Annotated in this window: 14 protein-coding genes; 2 read left to right on the forward strand and 12 right to left on the reverse strand. The window is 70.0% G+C overall.

Features of this window, described 5'->3' with window-relative positions; translation table 11 throughout:
• Positions 1–64: 64 nt before the first annotated feature.
• From ALI144C_RS33705 to ALI144C_RS33725, 5 genes are all read right to left on the reverse strand, one after another.
• Positions 65–6,316 carry a diguanylate cyclase domain-containing protein gene (locus tag ALI144C_RS33705; RefSeq protein ID WP_076991241.1) on the reverse strand — a complete coding sequence of 2,084 codons (6,252 nt, stop codon included), beginning with the start codon at positions 6,314–6,316 and terminating at the stop codon, positions 65–67.
• A gap of 12 nt (positions 6,317–6,328) precedes the next feature.
• The gene (gene ettA / locus ALI144C_RS33710; protein WP_076991242.1) at positions 6,329–8,005 is read right to left on the reverse strand and encodes an energy-dependent translational throttle protein EttA; all 1,677 of its coding nucleotides are present in this window, start codon (positions 8,003–8,005) and stop codon (positions 6,329–6,331) included.
• Between the two features lie 75 nt (positions 8,006–8,080).
• Positions 8,081–8,467: a single-stranded DNA-binding protein gene (locus ALI144C_RS33715; protein WP_076991243.1), complete on the reverse strand. Its 387-nt coding sequence runs from the start codon at positions 8,465–8,467 to the stop codon at positions 8,081–8,083.
• Between the two features lie 160 nt (positions 8,468–8,627).
• A complete protein-coding gene (locus ALI144C_RS33720) occupies positions 8,628–10,640 on the reverse strand; it encodes a cytochrome c oxidase assembly protein (RefSeq protein WP_237774444.1) in 2,013 nt (670 codons plus the stop codon).
• A 16-nt stretch (positions 10,641–10,656) separates the two neighbouring features.
• Positions 10,657–11,853 carry an MFS transporter gene (locus ALI144C_RS33725; RefSeq protein ID WP_076991244.1) on the reverse strand — a complete coding sequence of 399 codons (1,197 nt, stop codon included), beginning with the start codon at positions 11,851–11,853 and terminating at the stop codon, positions 10,657–10,659.
• 98 nt (positions 11,854–11,951) lie between these two features.
• Between ALI144C_RS33725 and ALI144C_RS33730 the strand changes: the two genes are divergently transcribed.
• Complete coding sequence (locus ALI144C_RS33730; RefSeq protein ID WP_168211411.1) at positions 11,952–12,728, forward strand: alpha/beta fold hydrolase; 777 nt, start codon at positions 11,952–11,954, stop codon at positions 12,726–12,728.
• 2 nt (positions 12,729–12,730) lie between these two features.
• On the opposite strand, the gene ALI144C_RS33735 is transcribed toward ALI144C_RS33730, so the two are convergent.
• A complete protein-coding gene (locus ALI144C_RS33735) occupies positions 12,731–13,555 on the reverse strand; it encodes an SDR family NAD(P)-dependent oxidoreductase (protein WP_237774445.1) in 825 nt (274 codons plus the stop codon).
• Positions 13,552–14,076: a nuclear transport factor 2 family protein gene (locus tag ALI144C_RS33740; RefSeq protein WP_076991245.1), complete on the reverse strand. Its 525-nt coding sequence runs from the start codon at positions 14,074–14,076 to the stop codon at positions 13,552–13,554. The genes ALI144C_RS33735 and ALI144C_RS33740 overlap by 4 nt, the downstream gene beginning before the upstream one ends.
• 62 nt (positions 14,077–14,138) lie before the next feature.
• Between ALI144C_RS33740 and ALI144C_RS33745 the strand changes: the two genes are divergently transcribed.
• The gene (locus ALI144C_RS33745) at positions 14,139–15,041 is read left to right on the forward strand and encodes a LysR family transcriptional regulator (RefSeq protein ID WP_076991246.1); all 903 of its coding nucleotides are present in this window, start codon (positions 14,139–14,141) and stop codon (positions 15,039–15,041) included.
• On the opposite strand, the gene ALI144C_RS33750 is transcribed toward ALI144C_RS33745, so the two are convergent.
• The 5 genes from ALI144C_RS33750 to ALI144C_RS33770 all read right to left on the reverse strand — a co-directional run bounded on the left by ALI144C_RS33750 (position 15,023) and on the right by ALI144C_RS33770 (position 19,975).
• Positions 15,023–15,613: a hypothetical protein gene (locus ALI144C_RS33750; RefSeq protein WP_076991247.1), complete on the reverse strand. Its 591-nt coding sequence runs from the start codon at positions 15,611–15,613 to the stop codon at positions 15,023–15,025. The genes ALI144C_RS33745 and ALI144C_RS33750 overlap by 19 nt on opposite strands.
• Positions 15,610–17,208 carry a VWA domain-containing protein gene (locus tag ALI144C_RS33755; RefSeq protein ID WP_076991248.1) on the reverse strand — a complete coding sequence of 533 codons (1,599 nt, stop codon included), beginning with the start codon at positions 17,206–17,208 and terminating at the stop codon, positions 15,610–15,612. The genes ALI144C_RS33750 and ALI144C_RS33755 overlap by 4 nt, the downstream gene beginning before the upstream one ends.
• Positions 17,205–18,377, reverse strand: coding sequence for a toxic anion resistance protein (locus ALI144C_RS33760; RefSeq protein ID WP_076991249.1), 1,173 nt, complete (start codon positions 18,375–18,377; stop codon positions 17,205–17,207). Before ALI144C_RS33760 ends, ALI144C_RS33755 begins: the two co-directional genes overlap by 4 nt.
• Positions 18,374–19,441 (reverse strand): hypothetical protein, encoded by a 1,068-nt coding sequence (locus ALI144C_RS33765; protein ID WP_076991250.1) that lies wholly within the window; start codon positions 19,439–19,441, stop codon positions 18,374–18,376. Before ALI144C_RS33765 ends, ALI144C_RS33760 begins: the two co-directional genes overlap by 4 nt.
• Before the next feature lie 282 nt (positions 19,442–19,723).
• A complete protein-coding gene (locus ALI144C_RS33770) occupies positions 19,724–19,975 on the reverse strand; it encodes a helix-turn-helix domain-containing protein (protein WP_076991251.1) in 252 nt (83 codons plus the stop codon).
• Positions 19,976–20,045 lie beyond the last annotated feature (70 nt).

The following is a 20,045-nucleotide window of genomic DNA, read 5'->3' on the forward strand; positions in this document are numbered from 1 at the left end:
CCTAGTTGGCCGCGCTTGCGTGCCATGCAACCACCAGTGGGACTTGATGTTCATTTAGGGGGCTTCAATAGCCGGTCTCGCCGCGGTGGCGCTCGGCGTCGTCGCCACGTGCGGTGTCGAGGTCCTCGTAGGCGGACAGAATGTCTTCGCCAGCGCCCTCCGAGGTCGACGACTGGTACGCCACAAGAGCTTCGGCGAGCAAATCGGCCAGTTTCAGGTCGGACCGCTCACGGCGCCGCAACCGGCTGGGGCGGTCGTCGGCGGCCCCATCGGCGGCCTGCTCCGCCCTTCTGCGCTGGCGTTCCTGCCTTTCGGACTGCCTGCGGCGGGACAGTTCGTCGACGGGAGGAGGATCGCTCTGAATCGTTCCCTCAACCGGTTCAGGCCGAACGGCGGGGTCGTCGGAACGGTCGGCGACCTCCGGGCGGTGCCGTGACAAACCGTCAGGCCCCAACGAAAAAACCTCACGGTCGTCCTTCCGTGGAGGCGCGGGCGGAGCCGGAGCGGGGCGGCGGCGGGGGAAGTCGTCGAGATCGACCGGACCGGCCTGCTCAGGCGGCAGACCGGAACCAGGGCGACGCGCGGCGGAACCATCGCCCTGCGTACCACGGTTGGCAGATTCGTTGTCCCGGCCGGAAGCGCTGTCCCGGTTGACGAGTTCGGTGTCCAACGACCGGCGCAGCGCGCTCGAACGCCCGGAACCGGCGGCGGCCGGATCCACGGGGGCGTTGGCTGCCGACGCGGTCGCGGGATCGAGACCATCGAGTGAATCGGACTGCCGCTGGAAGACAGTGGCCTCGCCGGGGCGGGCCCGACGCCCGCCGACCTGCTCCTCACCGACGGAGCCCACCACCCGCCGCCGCACGGTCGCCTCACCGGGTGCGCCGCGGCGGCCGGTCGGCTCCGGCGCGTCGGCGGAATCGGCGAACTCATGCCATTTCGCCGACTTGTCCGCAGCATCGGCGAATTCACGCCGCACAGTCGCCTCGCCCGGTGTGCTACGGCGGGCTGGCTCGGGTTCGTCGGGTTCCGTTGGCCTGCGTCGGGTAGCGGGTTCTGCGGATGTTCGTCGGCGGGCGGCCTCGTCGAAGCCGTCCGCTATGTCCGCGAGGTTTCTCCGCTTGGCCGGTGTGCTCGGCACGTCTTCCGCTTGGCCGGTCGACGTCGCTTTTTCTTGTTGTGCCCGGCCAGTTCCCTCGTCGGGGCCGCTCGGGGGTTCCGGCTTTCGGCGACGGCCGGTCGACTCCGGCTGCGGGGCCGCCTCGTCTCGGCCGCTCGGGTGTTCGTCGTCGCGTGACCGCGCTTGGGGTGTGGTGGGTGCTTCGCCCAGGATTTCGTCCAGGCCAAGAGGATCCGGCGTCTGCCTGGCCTCACGGGTGTCTTCCGCCGTTGGCGGCTCCGGGCTGCGGCGGCTTTCGTCGCCTGCTGCTGGCAGGTCACGGGGCTTGCTCGGCCTGTCGAAGATCGCGTCCAGACCAAGGGGATCGCTCGGCCAGCCGGACTGGCCACCCTCCGCCGCGCCGGGCTCAGCGGTGTCCGGCGGCCTGGGGAGACCAGTGTTTTCGGCTGCGGTGTCGGGTTTCCTGCGTCGACCCGTGGTCTCGGCTTCCGTCGGCGCCGCCGCGTCCGGCCCTGGTCGTGGTTTGGCGCGACGACCAGGAGCCGCCGGGTCCGCGGGCTCGACGGTTTCCGGCGCTCGGCGACGACCAACGGATTCCGCGGCACCCGGGGTCGCACGAGGCGGTTCGTCGTCCGAGTCCGGCATCCTGCGGCGCCCGATGGACAGGTGGCCCGCGATGTCGTCCGGATCCTGGCTTTCCGGCGTGCGCCTGCGACCGGTCGATTCGGGGTTTTCCTCGCGGTCAAGGGGTTCCGGCATTCGGCGACGACCGGTGGATTCCGCCTCGCCGGGCGACTCGTCGTGAGCAGCGAATTCCGGCATCCTGCGGCGACCGGTCGACTCGCCTGGTGCTGCGGTCAGGGAGTCGGGTTCCCTTGCCTGCACCGGTTCCGGCATCCGACGACGCCCCACGGCGGCGCCGGGTTCAGGCTCGTCTGATTCAGGCACACGACGACGGCCAGCGGCAGCGCGGGCCGCAGGCTCATCCGAATCCGGCGTACGGCGACGACCAGCAGTATCGGGTACGGGCTCATCCGAATCCACCACGCGACGACCTGCCGGAGTGCGGGGTTCAGGCTCGCCCGCACCCTGCACGCCACGACCAGCCACAGCACGAGATTCCGGCTCGCCCACATCCGGCATCCGACGACGCCCCACAGGAACACCGGATTCAGGCTCGTCCGGATCCGGCGTGCGACGGCCAGCGGCAGCGCGGGCCTCAGGCTCATCCGAATCCGGCATACGACGGCGGCCTGGGGCGGTGTCGGGTTCGGGCTTGGTCGAGTCCGGCGTGCGGCGGCTGCCGGTGGGGTGGGCGGGGTTCGTCGCCGGGGGCTGTGCCTCCTCAGCCAGGCGCGTCGGTTGCTCAGGGGATTCCGGCATCCGGCGCCTGCCTGCCTGCGGTGTGCGGGCGTCGTCTGCGGGTTCCGGCATGCGGCGGCGGCCTGCGGGTTCGTCGTCTGGTTCGACTGCTCGGCGGGTTGGGTCGCGTGGCAGCGCACGGCGGCGGGCGCGGGGGTTCTCCGGGTCCAGTTCCGATGTCCACCGGCGGCGGCGCGGGTCCGGGTCGGCGTCCGGGTCCGGCGGGGACGGGATGTCCGGCCCCAGCGGGAACCCGTGGCCTGGGCGTGGGTCGGCGTCCGGATCTTCTCCGGGCTGGGTGGGCTGCGGGGATCGCCTGCGGCGTCCCGGCCGTGGCTCCGGCTCCACGTCCGGATCCGGCGGGACCGGCACCTCCGGGCCGTCCGGCGGAGTCGGGATGTCGGGCTCGTCCGGCGGGGCGGGAATCTCGTCCGGGTCAGGGGGCAGCGGGATCGAGGCGCGTTCGGCTTCCTCCGCCGCAGCCAGGATTTCGTCACCTGTGTTGCTGTAGGTCCGCATCGGCTGGTCGATCGCGTACTGGTCGAAGCCCGCCGACTGGGCGGCCTTCACCTCGTCGGACGCACGCCTGCGCCCGCCGCTGCCGCGGGAGATGTCGAGCCGGTCGAGAACCGAACGGCCTGCCTCATCTTCGTCCGCGGCGGCGTCGTCGAGCTCCGGGAACGGGGCATCCCCGGTCGACGGCCACTTCCGGCCGACGTCCGGTAACGGGAAACCGGCGAGGTACTCGGCCATTTCCGGATCCGGTCCGTCGCTGGTCAATCCCGTGTACCCCTCCATGTAGGTGTACCCGCTGTCGCCGGGCGGGAGGTCGTAGACCGGCTCGACGGACTGCCAATCCGGCCGGTCGGCCCGCTCCTGCTCCTGGTCGGCGCTGTTGAGTGCTTCACGCGCGGCGCTGAGAAACGCGTCCTCGCTCGTGCCTTCCTGGTACTGGGCCACGCCTGTGCTGACGCTGACGCCCCGCGCCGGGTCCTGCGGGTCCCAGTCGGACGCCGACACCGTCTCCCGCAACGTCGCCGCGAACTGCTCGGCTTCGTCCCTCGTCGTGTCCGGCAGGAGCACGGCCAGTTCGCCTTCGTCCGGACGGGCGAGCTCCGCGTCGTCCGGGGCCATGTCGCGAACGTGGTCGGCCAGTGAGGTCAGCACGTCCGGGTCGATCTCCGGGGGGATCCGGCCCGCGGTGTCGATCGCCTTGATCAGGGCCGCGCTGAACCGGTCGGTGCTGTCCGGGTCCTTCCTGCGGGGCTCCGGCTCGAGTTCGGCCTCCCCACTCGGTTCGAGCCGGACCAGCGTGAGCGCCGTCGGCCGGGCCTGGCGGCGCGCGGCGGCGAGCCTGCGACGAAGGCCCTGGCGGTTGAGCAGGCCCGTCTCCTCGTCGCGCTCGTTCTGCGCGGTGTCCGGCCATTTGGGTTTGTCGGCGTCGGCGGCACGCTTGCCCTTACGCCGTCCCGGCTGGCTCTCGGCTTGCTCGGCCCCGGTCGCCGCCGCGATCGCGGCGCTGGCGGCGAGCGCCGCACTGGCCGTGCCTGCCCAGTCCGTTGGGGACTCGACGGCCGACGCGGCCCAGCTCGACCGGGTCTCGGGGGCGCCACCCGCGCCGGGCTCGTCCACGGTCGGTATGTCCACAGTGGGCAAATCCATGGCGGCGAGGTCGACCGCGGCACGGTCAACGGCTGCCCGGCCAGCAACCCTGTCCACGGCGGCCGGGTCGGCACCCGCCCACTCGGGAACCTCCCTGTCGGCCCACTCCGGCGTGTCCCTGTCCCACTCCGCTGGGCTCCTGTGCGCGGCCACGCGATCCTCGCCAGTCGACCAGTCCGATGCGTCTCTCGTCGCGCCGGAGACATCGTCCGGAGCCCACGACGGGGAATCCCGCTTCGGGGCATCGGCGGCGGCGTTGGGATCGGCGGCGTCTCGGCCAGCGTGGCCAGCGGCGTTGAAGTCGTCGGTGCCGAAGTCGGTGGTACCACGCTCAGCTGTACCGCGCTCAGCGGCGCTGGAGTAGGCAGCGCCGGGATCGGCGGCGCTGGGATCGGCGGAACCACGCCCGGCGCTGCTGGCCTCGGCAGCGTCGGAGTAAGCAGCGCCGGAGTGGGCGGTGCTGGGATCGGCGCCCGCCCAGTCGGGTGCGGCGCGGTCTGCCGCGACCAGGTCCGAACCCGCGCGGGTCTGGCCGGCCAGGTCCATGGCCGCGCGTTCCCGCGCGACCATCTCCCAGCCTGCCAGCTCACGGCCGAGGAGGTCATAGCGGCTGCTGCTCGCGCCACCCGTTGCCGAGCCGGTGGTTCCGGTTTTCCCGGGGCCCCCGCCCCCGCCCCCCTCCCCACCCTCTCCGCCTGCCGTTCCGTAAGCCGCGCTGCCATAGCCCGTGGCCATTCCGCCCACGGTTGGGTAGCCCTCCAGGTCATAGCCCTGGGCGCCTGTGTAAAGCGCACTCAGGTCGTAGTCCTGAGTGGTACCTGTGGCGCTCTGGCGCGTGCTCGCGTCGTCGCCCAGGTAGTCGTGGCTTTCCGTGCTGCGGCCTGTGCGCTCGTAGCCGACGCTGTCGTATGTACCCGCGCCCCGGGTTGGACGGGGTCGTGGGCCTGGGCCGATGTCGCGGCCCGCCAGTTCTCTGCCCGACATCTCCCTGCTGGCCATGTCTCGACTGCCCAGGTCCGTGCCCGGCAGGTCCGATGCCGTCCTCGCCGGGGTCCGCACCACTCGGCGCAGCAGGGCTTCGGTGTCGTCCGGGAGCCTGGTGCCCGCGCCCAACTCCTCGAGGACGACCATCCTGGCGAGGGTGTCGGCCCTGAGCCTGCGTTGCTCCGCCGCGTGGGCCGAGCGCAGCGAGTTCAACGCCTCGGTCAGGTCCCCGTCCGTTTCCTGCGCCGCTGCCAATGCGGTCAGGACGTCGGCGAGCAGACCGTCCAGTTCGTGCCTGTGAGCGACGCGCACGATCTCCGCGAGCAGGGCGTGCGCTTCCTTCGGCCTGCCCGCCGGGAAGTGCACCCTGGTCGCGACGATCAACATCAACCGCCCGATCGCGGCGGCCGACGCTGCTCGCACCGGCTGGTTCAACGTCTGGTCCGCCTGGCCGAGCGCCGCTGTCTCCTCACCGGCGTCCAGCAGTGCGCTGACCATTTCCAGACCCAGTTCGGCTCGTGCCTGCCCGGCGTCCGTGCCCGGGTCCGCCAGACCGTCGAGCAGGGTCATGCCCTCCGTCGCCGCGGCCACCGCTCCGGTCGCATTGCCCCACCGGCGCCGGAAGGACGCGATCCGCGCGCACAGCAAGGCACGCAGCACCCGCCGGACGTCGCCGCTGAGCAGGTCGTCGGCGGCGTAGAGGCGGTCGGCCTCCGAGAACACCTCGTCGATGACCTCCAGCCGCCCGGCCTGTGCCAGGCCCGCCACGATCTCGCCGAGGGCCCCCGCTCGTACCGCGGGCCGCGCATCACTCCCTTCCAACATCGGACGCACGATCACGAAAGCACTGCCGGTCAGCCCGACCGCGCGGGTACTCGCCGCCAGATCGACCCGGACGGCCCCGGCGAGCTCACGGTCACCCGCGTTCTCCGCGGCCCGCAGGGTCGACACAGCCGGTTCGACGGCCTCAGCGTGTTTGCCGAGGCGTACGAGGGCGGCGACCACAAGGGATTTGGCGCGCAAGGCCAGCACTCGGTCCCTGGTCTCGTCGGCACGCGTCGTCGCTTGCCGTGCGAAGACCAAGGTGAGCTCAGGCGCGTGCCACCTCAGCCGGTCGGCGGTGGCGGCGAGCAGTTCGCCGTCCGTTGACCCGCCGTCCGACCGAGATCCCCTCCTGCCCGCCGTCACCGGTGCGGCCGCCTAGTCCCGGGTCAGCTTGCGGTACGTGACCCGGTGTGGCCGTGCCGCCTCGGCACCGAGCCGGTCGACCTTGTTCTTCTCGTAACCCTCGAAGTTGCCCTCGAACCAGAACCACTTGCTCGGGTTCTCGTCGGTGCCCTCCCACGCCAGGATGTGGGTGGCCACGCGGTCGAGGAACCACCGGTCGTGGGAGATGACCACGGCGCAGCCGGGGAACTGCTCCAGCGCGTTCTCCAGCGAGCCGAGGGTCTCGACGTCCAGGTCGTTCGTCGGCTCGTCGAGCAGGATCAGGTTTCCGCCCTGCTTGAGGGTCAGCGCCAGGTTGAGCCGGTTGCGCTCGCCACCGGACAGCACCCCAGCGGGCTTCTGCTGGTCCGCGCCCTTGAAGCCGAACGCGCTGACGTACGCGCGGGACGGCATCTCGACCTGGCCGACCTTGATGTAGTCCAGCCCTTCCGACACGACCTCCCACACGTTCTTGGCCGGGTCGATGCCACCGCGGTTCTGGTCCACGTAGGACAGCAGGACCGTCTCGCCGATCTTGACCGAGCCGCCGTCCGCCTTCTCCAGGCCGACGATGGTCTTGAACAACGTGGTCTTGCCGACGCCGTTGGGACCGATCACGCCGACGATGCCGTTGCGCGGCAGGTCGAACGTGAGCCCCTCGATCAGGGTGCGGTCGCCGAAGCCCTTCTTCAGGTCGTTGACCTGGACCACGACGTTGCCCAGTCGCGGGCCCGGCGGGATCTGGATCTCCTCGAAGTCGAGCTTGCGGGTCTTCTCCGCCTCCGCGGCCATCTCCTCGTAGCGCTCGAGCCGGGCCTTGGACTTGGTCTGCCGCGCCTTGGCGTTGGAGCGGACCCAGGCCAGCTCCTCCTTGAGGCGCTTCTGCAGCTTCTGGTCCTTCTTGCCCTGGACCGCGAGCCGCTCGGCCTTCTTCTCCAGGTACGTGGAGTAGTTGCCCTCGTAGGGGTGGGTCCGGCCGCGGTCCAGCTCCAGGATCCACTCGGCCACGTTGTCCAGGAAGTACCGGTCGTGGGTGACAGCCAGGATGGCACCCGGGTAGGACGAGAGGTGCTGCTCCAGCCAGAGCACGCTCTCGGCGTCCAGGTGGTTGGTGGGCTCGTCGAGCAGCAGCAGGTCGGGCTTGGACAGCAGCAGCTTGCACAGCGCCACCCGGCGCCGCTCGCCACCGGAGAGCACCTTCACGTCGGCGTCCGGCGGTGGGCAGCGCAGCGCGTCCATCGCCTGCTCCAGCTGGGAGTCCAGGTCCCACGCGTCCGCGTGGTCCAGTGCCTCCTGCAGCTTGCCCATCTCCTCCATCAGCTCGTCGGAGTAGTCCGTCGCCATCAGCTCGGCGATCTCGTTGAACCGGTCGAGCTGGACCTTGACCTCGCCGAGGCCCTCCTGCACGTTGCCGAGGACCGTCTTGTCCTCGTTGAGCGGGGGCTCCTGCTGCAGCATGCCGACCGAGTAGCCGGGCGACAGGATCGCGTCCCCGTTGTTCGGCTGGTCCAGCCCCGCCATGATCCGCAGGACGGTCGACTTGCCTGCCCCGTTCGGACCGACGACGCCGATCTTGGCACCCGGGTAGAACGAGATGCTCGCGTCCTCCAGGATGACCTTGTCCCCGTGCGCCTTGCGCACCTTCCTCATGGTGTAGATGAACTCCGCCATGCCGACGATCGTAGAGCGGTCGGTACACGCCGATTACCGTGACTGCCGAGATTGGTGCTGGAGTGACGCCCGCGCTCATGCCGCGACCGCCTCGAGCGGCAGGGTCCGCTGCGTGGCCGCCCGGCAAAACGAGAGGTCGGGACCGATCCCGCTGGCATCCATCTGGATCTCCCAGTGGGTTTGGCCTTCCTTGTCGTACTTGTGGGTGTGCACCCGGCCGGTGACCACGACCGGATCGCCCTTGCCGAGGCTGGCGCCCACGTTCTCGGCCAGTTTCCGGTAGCAGCGGACCGGGACGTAGAGGCTGTTGCCCGCCACCCAGGTGCCCAGCTCCTTGTCGAACTTGCGCTCGGTGGTGGCCACCATGAAGGACGCCATGGTCGTGCCGTCCTGCGTCTGGCGCAGGGAGATGTCGTTGCAGATCCGGCCGGTCAGCGTCAGCTTGGTTTCGTTCCACGCCATCGGGTTTCTCCTTGTCCACGGCTTTTGGGGCTGGTGCCAGCTTGCCGGTGGGTGGCGTGGGCGCGGCAGGGTCCGGCCGCCCGGGCTGTGGACAAGTGCCGGGTGTGGACAAGTCGGCCGTCCGGGGGCTCGGACGGACCCGAATTGTCGGTGGGATGTGCTAGTGGTCCTTTTTACCGTTCATCTGGTCGAGCATCGCGTTGTAGGCGGCCAGTTCCGCTTCGCCGTCCGCGTCCGCCCTGCGGTCGCGGCGGCGGGCTTCCTTCTCGTCCTGGCGCGCCCATTGCACGAGCAGGGCCACCACGACGACCAGCAGCGGGACCTCTCCCGCCGCCCAGGCGATGCCGCCGCCGAGCCGTTGGTCGGACAGCAGGTCGGTGGCCCACGGCAGGCCCAGCGACCGGTAGAAGCGGTCACCGATGATCTGCTGCATGCTCATCAGGACCACGCCGAAGAAGGCGTGGAACGGCATCGAGGCGAACACCATCGCCAGCCTGCCGACGGGCGGCAGCTTGCGGGGCGCCGGGTCGATGCCGATCACCGGCCAGTAGAAGACGTAGCCGGTCAGCAGGAAGTGCGCGTTCATCGCCAGGTGCGCCCAGTGCAGGTCGAGCGCGCTGTCGAACAGGCCGGAGAAGTACAGCACGTAGTAGGACCCGACGAACAGCACCAGCGCGACGACCGGGTGCGTCAGCACCTTGGCCACCGGCGAGTGCACGAACGCCACGATCCATTCCCGTGGCCCCGGCGGGTTGCCCTTGCCCGCGGCGGGCAACGCGCGCAGCGCCAGCGTGACCGCTCCGCCGAGGACCAGCAGGATCGGCGCGAGCATGTTCAGCATCATGTGGCTGATCATGTGGATGCTGAACATCGACGGGGAGTACCGGCCGATCCCCGACGACGTCGCGAGCAGGATCGTCGCGCAGCCGCAGAGCCATGCGACGGTACGGCCGACTGGCCACGCGTCACCGCGGGCACGCAGCCGCCGGACGCCGAGCAGGTACAGCACGGCCATCGCGATCGCCAGCGAGCCGTAGATCAGGTCGAAACGCCAGTCGATCAGCAGTTTCAGGAACGTGGGCGCGCCGTCGAGCGTGTACCCGATGCGCAGTTCGACCGCGCTGGGCTGGGTCACCGCCTGCTGCGGCGGCGGGGTGCGGCCCAGCGCGGCGGCGATGCCGATGGTGAGCATCATGACCAGCACTTCGAACGCGGCCAGCTTGACCAGCGCGCGTCCGGTCCCCCCGGCGACGAGCGCCGCGACGCCGCGTTCCCGCTGGAAGTAGCCGAACACGCCGAGCGCCAGCAGGGCCACGGTCTTGGCGACGACGAGCAGGCCGTAGTTGGTGCTGAACAGGTCCGGCAACGGCAGGCGCACCAAGGCGTTGATCACGCCGGATGCCGCCATCACGATCCAGCAGCACAGCGCGACCTTGGAGAACCGGCTCGCGGCCAGCGCGAGGTGCTCGCCCTTGCGCCTGCCGTGCGCGAGGAGGGCGACCAGACCGCCGACCCAGAGCGCCGCGGCGACCAGGTGCAGGATCAGGCTGTTGGTGGCCAGGTCGTGTTGGCCACCGCTGGAGGAGTGTCCGCTGACGCCCAACGGGAGCAGGCCTGCCACCGAGGCGAAGAACAGCACGGCGGTCCAGCCCCAGGTGAGCACGAGCCGGGTGCCGACCGCGATCAGGAACGCGATGGCCGCCGTGATCAGCCACGTGTTCGTCGGTTCGGAGTTGGGGGCGAGGTCGACGAGGGTCTGGATGTCGAACAGCTGCGACACCGGGCGGCCGAAGGTGTCCGCGGTCGTGAACGGGATCGACAGCAGCGCGCTGACGCACCAGACGACCGCGGCCCAGTTCGCCGTGCGCACGGCCGCGTAGCCGTCCACGGCGAGCACGCCGGACGTCTGCGGCGGCACCATGAACGCCGCGAACAGCAATGAGCCGATGACCAGCACGCTGCTGATCTCCGCGATGACACGCAGCGTGATCATCCCGTACGCGGTGAACGCGCCCGGGTTGGCGACGCCGACCACGTACCGGTTGCTGACGAGCGCGAACAAGGCGGCTGCGACGAGTATCGCGAGCACACCGCCCACCACTAGCAATGGACCGATGCGAGCACGTGCCCGTTTCGTGCCGGTCGCCTGCACAGGTGAGTCGGTGGAGGTCACAGACTGAGGGTAGTCGTCAGCCGGTCACGGTCTCGACGGCCTGTTGGTGGGTTTGCCGTTCGCGTCGCCGCGCGCGGTTGGCCAGCAGCGTCAACGGTGCCATGGCCCACGCGATCAGCGCGGCAACGCCGAGTGCGACGGGCAGGGACGTGGCGTGGGCGATCCCGCCGATCATCGGCGGTCCGAGCAGGAATCCGCTGTAGGCGATGGTCGTGACGAACCCGAGTTCCCGTTCGCCGCCGCCGCCGTCGGCCCGCCGCCCGGCCGCGCCCGCCATTTCCAGTGCGACGGGGAAGCCGTAGGCCAGTCCCATCCCGGCGAGGGCGAAGCCGATGTAGGTGAACGCGGGCACCGGCACGAGCACGGCGACGAACAGGCCGAGCGCGCCGATGGTCGATCCGCCGATCAGCATCCGCTGCGAGCCCCAGCGGCTCTCGATCCGCTCGCCGAGCAGCCGGGCGATCGCCATGCAGACCGAGAACCCGGCGTAGATCAGGGCGGCGGCGGCCTCGCCGATGCCGCGCTGGTGCACGCCGAAGAACGCCGACCAGTCCACGCTGGCGCCCTCGGCCACGGAGGAGCACAGGGCGATGAACCCGAGCAGCCACAACACCGGCCGGGCGACCACGGACCGCTTCTTGCCGGTGTCCCCGGTCGGCGGTGTCAGGTTCTCCACGGGGATGCGGCGGGCGAACGCCACGGCTATCACGGCGCCGAACACGGCCGCGATCGCCAAGTGGCGCAACGGGTTGAGCCCGAGCGACGCGGCGCCTGCCGCACCGAGCGAGCCGACCAGACCGCCGATGCTGAAGGCGGCGTGGAACACGGGCATCATCGCGCGGCCGGACTGGCGGATGGCGGTGACGGCGGCGATGTTCATCGCGACGTCGAGCGCGCCGACCGTGACACCAAGCATGACCAGCACCAACCCGAGTTGCAGCGGCGTGCTCGTTGTGCCGAGCACGGGCAGCACGGCACAACCCGCGAGGGCACTGATCGTGACCATCACGCGGGCGCCGAAGCGGGCGCAGAGCGCGCCGGTCAGCAGCGCTGAGGCGATCATGCCGATGCTGGCGCCGAGCAGGGACAGTCCGAGCGATCCCTCCTGGGCGCCGATCTGGGCGGCCAGCGCGGGCACCCGCGGCGCCCACGACCCGAAGACCACGCCGTTGAGGGCGAAGATCCCCAGCACGGCGGTGATGGCGGCACGCACGGCAGGTCTCCTTCGGATGATCGGATGAAGCGCTTCAGATGCTAACTGAAGCGCTTCAGGCCGCCAAGCGGATCGCGGATCGGGCACAATCGCGGACGATGATCCGCGAGCTGACTTTGCACGGCGGGATACCCGCGCTGGCCTATGGTCAAGGACCGCCCCTGGTCTACGTCAGGGGCCTGGTGCCGCAGGCAGGCAATCCCGACGGCCGCAGCCGCTGGGTGGAGACCCGGCAGATGGACCGGCTGGCCAGGGGCCGCACGATCTACTCGGTCGGCAGACGACCCGGGCTCAAGGCCGGGACGACGATGGCGGAACTCGCGGCGGACCTGGCTGAAGCGATCCGCCGCAAGTTCCGTGAACCGGTCGAGGTCATGGGCATCTCGACCAGCGGGTCGATCGCGTTGCAGGCCGCGGCCGACCACCACGACGCCGTCAGGAAGGTCGTCGCGTGCGCCACCGCGGCGCGGCTGGGCCCGTTGGGCAAGCAGGTGCAGCGGGAATGCCGCGACCTGCTGGCCAAGGGCGAGTACCGCGACGCGATGGCGGCACTGGTCCCCGGTCTGACCGAGAACCAGTGGGCGAAAGGGGCGATGACGCGGGTCATGCGGCTGTCAGGTGCGCCAGAGGACCCCGACGGCATGATCGCGATGCTGGACGCCGAGGACGGCTACGACCTCGCGTGCGAGAACATCGCGGCGCCGACGTTGCTCATCGCCGGTGAGCACGATCTGGTGTACCCGCGTGAACTGGCCGAGCAGACCGCGCAGCGGATCCCGGGCGCCCAGTTGAAGCTGTACGCGGGACGCGGGCACATGGGTGTGTTGCGGGACAAGGACTTCCACCCCGACATCATCCGTTTCCTGGTCAACTGACGTCACGCGGTCAGGAATCCACCGGACGCGTCCAGGTCGGTGCCCACGACCGCGCTGGCGGCCGGTGAGGCGAGGAACATGACCACGCTGGCCATCTCCTCGGGACGCACGATCCGCTTGATCGGGTAGTCCTGGGCGATCTGCTCGTAGGTCATGCCGAACGCCTCGGCCGCGCGCCGCAGCATCGGCGTGTCCACCGCGCCGGGCGCGAACGCGTTGATGCGGATGTTGCTGGCCGCGTACTCCAGGGCCGCGACTTTGGTCAGGGACGCGACGGCGTGTTTGCTGAAGTTGTACGGCGCGATGGTGGCGAACCCGACCTCCGCGGAGATCGACGCGGTGTTCACGATGACACCGCCGCCCTGCGCGAGCATCCGCGGGATCTCGTACTTCATCCCGAGGAACACCCCGGCCACGTTGGTCCGCCAGACCGTTTCCATATCCGCGAGGGACTGCTCGTGCAGCCGAACCGCGCGTGGGCTCTCGATTCCCGCGTTGTTCACCGCGATGTCGAGTCGGCCGTAGCGGCGGACGCACGCGTCCACCAGGTCACGCACCTGGCCTTCCTCGCGGACGTCGGCGCGCCGGAACGTCGCGTCGCCTCCGGCGGACCGGATGCTCGCGGCGACCTGCTCGCCGAGTTGCTGACGCCGTCCGCAGAAGTAGACGCGTGCGCCCGCGGCCGCGAAGGCACGGGCCGTGGCGGCGCCGATCCCTGACGTGGCACCGGTGATCAGCACGACCTTGCCCGACGCGGCCTCCGCGACGCCCGGAACGGCGGCGAGGCCGAGCGCGCCGGTGGCGGCCAGCATCTGCCGCCGGTTCACGCCAGTCTCCTCGGGATCGGGGCGAGCGGGTACTGCCGCCAGAAGAACGCGTCGGCGGCGTGCTGGTCGGCCGCGAAGTTGACCGCCTCGACGATCCGCTTCCCGCGGATCCGGTAGGCCAGCGTCCACGTGATGTCCAGTCCGGCCGGGGTGGTGCTCCAGCCGCGGTGCATGTCGACCACCCAGTCGCCGTCGGCCGCCAGGAACAGGATCTCCGCGCGGAACCCGGACTTCGCCAGCTGCGCGAAGAACGCCAGCACCTCGTCGGGACCGGTCTTGGTGCCCGCGAGCGGGTGGTGGCCGGGGATGGTCCACCGGATGTCCGGTGCGAAGAACTGCCGGAGCGCCTTGAGGTCGCCGGATCCGTACACCTGGTAGTACTTGCGGATCAACGCCACGTTCGGGTGTTCACCCGCCGCGGCCGCCGCCGTGGACGTCGCCGTGGGTGCGGCCAGGACAGTCGCGGCCAGGCCCGCGGCTCCGGCACGGACCACAGTCGCCCGGGATAACCGTTTCTCCATGGCGTCAACGCAACCAGCGCGACCTCACAGCGGTCCAATACCTGTGCCCATACGTTTCAGGCATGGACGTCGACACCCGTGTGCTGCGTTACTTCGTCGCGGTCGCGGAGTGCTTGAGCTTCACCGAGGCCGCCAACCGGCTGTACGTCGCGCAGCCGTCGTTGAGCCGTCAGATCAAGCAGTTGGAGGCCCGGCTCGGTACGGACCTGTTCGTCCGGGCCAGTTCCGCGATCACGTTGACCCGCGCGGGCGAGGCGTTGCTCGACGCGGCACGCCAACAGCTTTCCGGCTGGCAGCACACACTGCGCCTGGTGCGCACCGCCGCGGCAGCGGAAAGCAACGTGGTGCGCGTCGGGTTCGTGGCCACAGGCGGCGGCGCGCTGGCTCGTCAGGCGCGTGCGGTGTTCACCGAACGGTACCCGGACGCGACGATCGCGCCGAAGCGCTTCGACTGGGGCGGTGAGGCACAGGCGTTGCGCGACGGGCTGGCGGACATCGCGTTCGTGTGGCTGCCCGCGGACCTGACCGGGCTGCGTTCGCGGGTTGTGGCCGACGAGCAGCGGTGGGTGGCGATGCGGTCGTCGCATCCCCTTGCCCGGCAGGACAAGATCAGGATCGACGACCTGCGCGACGAGCCGTTGATGTGGACGCGGGTGGCGTCGCCGGAGTGGGTGGACTGGTGGGCGGTCAACCCCCGCCCGGATGGCTCGACGGCGGTGTGGGGCAGGGAGAACGACAACGTCGAGGAAATGCTGGAACACGTGGCCACGGCCACGTCCGGCGTGTGCATCGGACCCGAGTCGATGGCTTCCTACTACACGCATCCCGACCTGACCTGGCGGCCGCTGGTCGACGTGGACCCGTTGCGGATCGCGCTCGCCTGGCCGGAGGACTCGGCGAGCCCGTTGGTCGCGCGGTTCGCCGAGATCGCGTCGGCACTCGCGGATCAGCCGTCCCCGGACTGATCGGCGCGCTGCCGCAGGTACCGCGTGTGATCGGCCTGCTGGGTGATGTCGTCGCGGTAGAACCGTTCGGCGATCCGGTGCGACTCGGCTTCCAGCAGATCCAGCTGGGTCAGCAGTTCGTCGGCCGCACCGCGTTCCTTGCGCGCCAACCACCACGGCACGTTCAGGTAGGACTCGACCGACAGCGGCACGTCCACCCTGGCCAGCCGGATCACGCTGTGCAGCAGGTCAGGGTCGGCTTGCAGCACCCGCGGGCGGTCCAGCATCCCGGTCAGCACCACGGTGATCCTGGCGACGAAATCCGCCGCGGCGCTCGGCATCCGGTCGGCGTGTTTCTCCACTGTGGACGAGACCGTGGCCAGGTCGGTGCGCAGCTGCTCGATCTCGGTGAACGCGTCCCTGGGCACGAGCCGGACCCGTTCCGGTGGCGCGAGCAGCGCACCGGCCGCGTACAGGCCGATCACCACCACAGGCCAGTACCCGCCGACGACGCCGAGGAAGTACAGCGCCACCCCCACCAGGCCCGCGGCGGACCCGGCGAGGTTCTTGGCCGACCCGAGGTAGGAGATCATTGGTAGCCGCGGATCTCCTGGAACACCTTGGCCAGCGGGGTGCTGCGCGCGTCGAACACCTTGCCGCCGGTCAGCGTGGCGACCTTGTTCATCTCGTCCTGGCTGCTTTCGCCGAACAACACGGTGAACACCGGGATCCTCGCGCCACGGCCCGCGGACTCGAAGGTCGCGTACTGGGATCCGTTGGTGTTCTGCCCGTCGGTCATCAGCACGATCGAGGTGAACTTCGCCGGGTCCGGCTGACCCAGCAGCTGGTAGCCACGGGTGAGGCTGTCGTAGATCGCCGTGCCGCCGTTGGCTTTGAGCCCACCGGCGAAGGCCTTGATCCTGTCGAGTTCCGGCCGCGGACCGGTATCCGGCACGACGAACGTGACCGGAGCCGCCGGGGCGCTGGAGAACGGCAGCAAGGTCAGCTCCTCCCGGCCCCGGAACCCCCGGTACTTGCCGACCAGGCTGCCGTCCGCACCGGTCAGCGCGATGAGCGCGGACCGCAGGGCCTCGATGCGCTCACCCTGCATCGAGCCGGACGTGTCCAGTACGTACAGCGTGCGCGACGGGCGGCGGATCTTGTTGAAGTACGCCGACAGCAGCGCGTCGACCGCGTCGGCGCCGGTGGGAAACGGCAGTTCCACCAGGTCGCGCTGGGCGAACTGGCCACCGAGCTCGACGCCGGGGATCGCCGGGCGCCTGCGGGTCTGGTCCATGATCCTGCGCTGCACGTCCGGGGTGCGCAGGTGGTCGGTCAGCCGCTGGTGCGCCGAGCGGGCGTCGTCCGGCGCGTCGGACAGCAGCGTGAACGGGTAGTCCGCGCTGACCACGCCGTCGCTCGGGTACACCAGGGACAACGGTTGCGGCAGTTTGCCGTCGGCGTTCATCGACAGCAGCACCGACTCGTAGTTGACCAGCCCGTCGACCTTCTCGCCGGGATCGGCGCCGGCGGCCCGGCGCTGGTAGGCGTCCGACAGCCAGCCCGACGACCCGGCGGACAACGTCTGCGCGCTGAAGAACTCGGTCAGGCCGGGGGTGATCGCGGCGATCTGGTCCGCGTTCACCGCCGCGCCGGTACCGGCCAGCGCGGAGGCCACACCGACCAACGCGGAGAACCCCGAGTTGGACGCGGACGGATCGGTCATGCCGTACGTGAACGCCTTGGCGCCCGCTGCTTCCGCGATCTGCGCCCACGTGACCCGCTTGCCTTCCCAGCCGAGCCTGCGGACCGCGTCGGCCGACAGGCCGAGCACCACAGGCGAGTTCATGATCTTCACCTGGTTGCCCAGGCGCCTGTCCGCGTCCGGCTGGGTCTGCAGGTAGCGGTTGGAGGAGAACCACACCGCGTCGAACTTGCCGGTCGCCTCGCCGCGCGCCAGGGTCTCCGCGCCTTCGATGGTGCCGCTGAAGGTGAGCTTGACCTGCACACCGGTCGCTTTCGCGGCCTCGTCGAGGATCGGCTGCATGTCGGCCAGTTCGCTGCCCGCGAGCACCCGCAGCACACCCGGCTGCGGCGGGCCGAGCGGGCGCCCGGGATCCGGCTCCGGGGCGGCCGAGTCGCATCCGGCGAGCGCGAGCACCAGCCCTATCGCAAGAAGTTTCCTCATCCCGCCCTCCCCGTAGTCGACCCCTCAGCGGCATTGGACCGGCGAAGGTAGTCCTCGGCGCGGCGCAGTTCGGTGGACAACGCGTCCACGGTGACGGCCATGTTGTGCACGGCTCCGACCTTGAACTCGTCGATCGCGTCCATGGCACGGAAGATCTGGTCGAAGGAGGCCTGGATCGTGCGCACGCCGACAGCCGGGTCGCTGCTGGCGCGGCGGATGTCGGCGGACTGCAGCGTCAGCAGTTCGGCGTTGGTCTGGATCAGGCCCTCGGTCGTGGCCTGCAGCGCGTCGATCTCTTCGTGCACGTCGCGTTGATGGGCGAGGGCGCCGCTGATGACCAGTGCGATCCGCAACGCGGACACAGTCGTGGCGACCGCGCGCTCCACTCCCCTGACCAGCTGGTCGTTGTTGCGGCGCAACAGGTCCAACGCGAGGTAGCCCTGCGCGCAGACCGCCAGCTGGGTCAGGATGTCCTGGTGGCGCTCACGGATCGGGTGCAGCACGTCGCTGCGCAACGCCGTCGCCAGCGCCGGGTCGGCGAGGTCGAGCACGCCAGCCTGCCGGTCGACTGCCTCATCAACCGCGGCCGCGAACGCCGCCGCCTCGGACAGTTTGGTCATGTTCTGCCATAACCGTTCGCGCTCGCCCTTGATGGCAGAGTTGTCGCGGTGCAGCAGGTCCTGGCGCATCCGCAGGTGCACGACCAGGGCGTTCACCGGTTCACGGGCCGCCTGGTAGCGCGCCCACAGCTTGCGGGCCTCGTTGGCCACGGGAATCAGTTTGAAGATCTTCCGGCTGGTCACCGGCAGCTTGGACGGGTCAAGCTCGCGCACGGTCCTGCGTAACTCCGCCAGGCTCAGCGCGATCTCCTGCTGCGGCGAGGACCGCTCACCGCGCGCGCCCTCCAGCGCCTTGGCCGAACGGTCCAGCAACGCGCTCGCGATGCCCGCGGCGACCCGCATGTCCGCCGAGCCGACCGTGAGCAGTTCGTCGAGCACCGCACCGAAGTCCGGGGAGCGCGGGTCCGCCGCGGCGAGACGTTCGGCGAACCGCGCGGCTTTGCCGTTCGCCTCGGCAACGGCCTCGTCGCTGAGGGCGATCATCCCCGCGGCGCGGGCGGGCGGGATCGGCTCGACCGGATCCGGCGGGGTGAGAACGAGATCGGTCACCGGTATTGCCTGCCGATCGTGTCGAGCATCCGCTCCAACGTCTCGTACGACGGCGGCTCGATGATGTCCACCAGTTCCGGCGGCGCGGCCACGCCTTTCTCGGTCAGCACCTGGCCGAGCACGCGCGAGTCGGTGGGGCGGAATCCGAACGTGGCGGCCAGCCTGGTCAGCTCCGGGTCCGTGGTCAGCAACTGGCCGACCTTGTCCCCGTTGTCCGACAACGGCACCAGTGTGTGCTTGGAGAACACGGTCGGCGCGAGGTACAGCATCCGCATGTCCGGGCGGATCGCGCCGTCACCCCGGATCTGCCGGTCGAGGAACTGCGACTCGTAGATCAGGGCCAGTGGCGTCTTGCCCATCCCCGCCGCCAGGTAGTCCTCGAACGGTCCCTCGGTGCTGTTCTGCGTGTACCCCTGGTCGAGGAACAGCTTCGTCAGCTGGGGCAACAGCTTGGTGCTCGCTTCCTCCGTGCTGACAACGGTGTTGCCGTTCGCGACGAACGACACGATCGCCAGGTACATCGACGCGGAGTTGGACTCACGCGGGTCCGTGGTGGTGATCAGCAGGTTCTTGCGCGCGGGGAACGCGGTGTTGCCGGGCAACTGGTCCCAGCGCGTACCGGCTTTGGCCAGTTCGAGGTACTTGGCCACGTCCAGCTGCCCGTTGCGGATCACGCCGTTGGCCGTGAGCAGCGCGACGATCGGCTCGAACGTCGCGACCGCCATCGGCGAGGAGAACGGCGTGTAGCCCGCGGTGATCTTGCGGTCACGCTGGATCCGTTGCGCCGCGGGCGAACTCGACGGGAACACGAACTCGTAACGGCCCAGGTCCACGCTCGTGGCGATCTGCCGTGAGCCCGCGGGGTCCACCTCGACCCGCAGGCCGTGCTTGGCGAACACGTCGATCACGCGTTTGTCGTGGAAGAACGCCAGCTTCTCCGAGCCGATCACCCCGCGCACGACGCGCGCATCCGGTTCGCCTTCCCCCCGTTGGTCGATCACTATCACCACAACGACCGCGACAAGCAGCAACGCAGCGAGCACGATCGACAACCGCCGCTTCACGCGCGGTCGCCTCCCCTCAAGGCCCATGACCATCCATCCCGGATCATCCGGGTTTTCGCGACCGTCGGCAGTGAACTGTTGATGAACGACAGGTGGACGTCGCGCGCGGGGATCGAATTCCGGAATCCCGCCGCCGCCACGCCGCACGACCGGCGGCGAAAAGAAGCGGCCCGCTCGAGCACGAGCGGGCCGCTACATTCCTTGATCGAGGATGGACCAACACGAGTCTCGAAAAAGGAACCCTATGGGCGACGATTCCGGATCGCGATTCCGGGCGACCGTTCAGTCGAGCAGATCGTCCAGACCGAACGAGCCCTTGCCGCCGACCGTCCTGCGCAGCGCTTCGGCGAGGCCGAGGACGAGCGGGCCGAGCGAGGCCGGTTCGGGTTTCGCCTCACCTGTCTCCCATCGTGAAATCTGGAATCTGGAAAGGCCGCACCTGTCGGCCAGTTGTTGCTGGGTCAGCCCGGCGCGTTCCCGCCAAGTACGCAACCGGGCGCCACTGAACGGCAAAGTCAGCGGTGTCCGGGCCATGGTCGAAACAGTAACGCTCACGAGCGCTCCCAACAAGTCGACACCGACCAATTGGCCGGAAATCTCGGCG

This window comes from Actinosynnema sp. ALI-1.44 (assembly GCF_001984155.1).
Classification (GTDB): Bacteria; Actinomycetota; Actinomycetes; order Mycobacteriales; family Pseudonocardiaceae; genus Kibdelosporangium.

What these genes read in the sequence shown, in the direction of transcription:
- ALI144C_RS33755 (WP_076991248.1), bottom strand. Translation starts at nt 17,208, where the DNA reads ATGAGGAAACTTCTTGCGATAGGGCTGGTGCTCGCGCTCGCCGGATGC.
- ALI144C_RS33750 (WP_076991247.1), bottom strand. Translation starts at nt 15,613, where the DNA reads ATGATCTCCTACCTCGGGTCGGCCAAGAACCTCGCCGGGTCCGCCGCG.
- ALI144C_RS33730 (WP_168211411.1), top strand. Translation starts at nt 11,952, where the DNA reads ATGATCCGCGAGCTGACTTTGCACGGCGGGATACCCGCGCTGGCCTAT.
- ALI144C_RS33715 (WP_076991243.1), bottom strand. Translation starts at nt 8,467, where the DNA reads ATGGCGTGGAACGAAACCAAGCTGACGCTGACCGGCCGGATCTGCAAC.
- ALI144C_RS33770 (WP_076991251.1), bottom strand. Translation starts at nt 19,975, where the DNA reads ATGGCCCGGACACCGCTGACTTTGCCGTTCAGTGGCGCCCGGTTGCGT.
- ALI144C_RS33740 (WP_076991245.1), bottom strand. Translation starts at nt 14,076, where the DNA reads ATGGAGAAACGGTTATCCCGGGCGACTGTGGTCCGTGCCGGAGCCGCG.
- ALI144C_RS33745 (WP_076991246.1), top strand. Translation starts at nt 14,139, where the DNA reads ATGGACGTCGACACCCGTGTGCTGCGTTACTTCGTCGCGGTCGCGGAG.
- ettA (WP_076991242.1), bottom strand. Translation starts at nt 8,005, where the DNA reads ATGGCGGAGTTCATCTACACCATGAGGAAGGTGCGCAAGGCGCACGGG.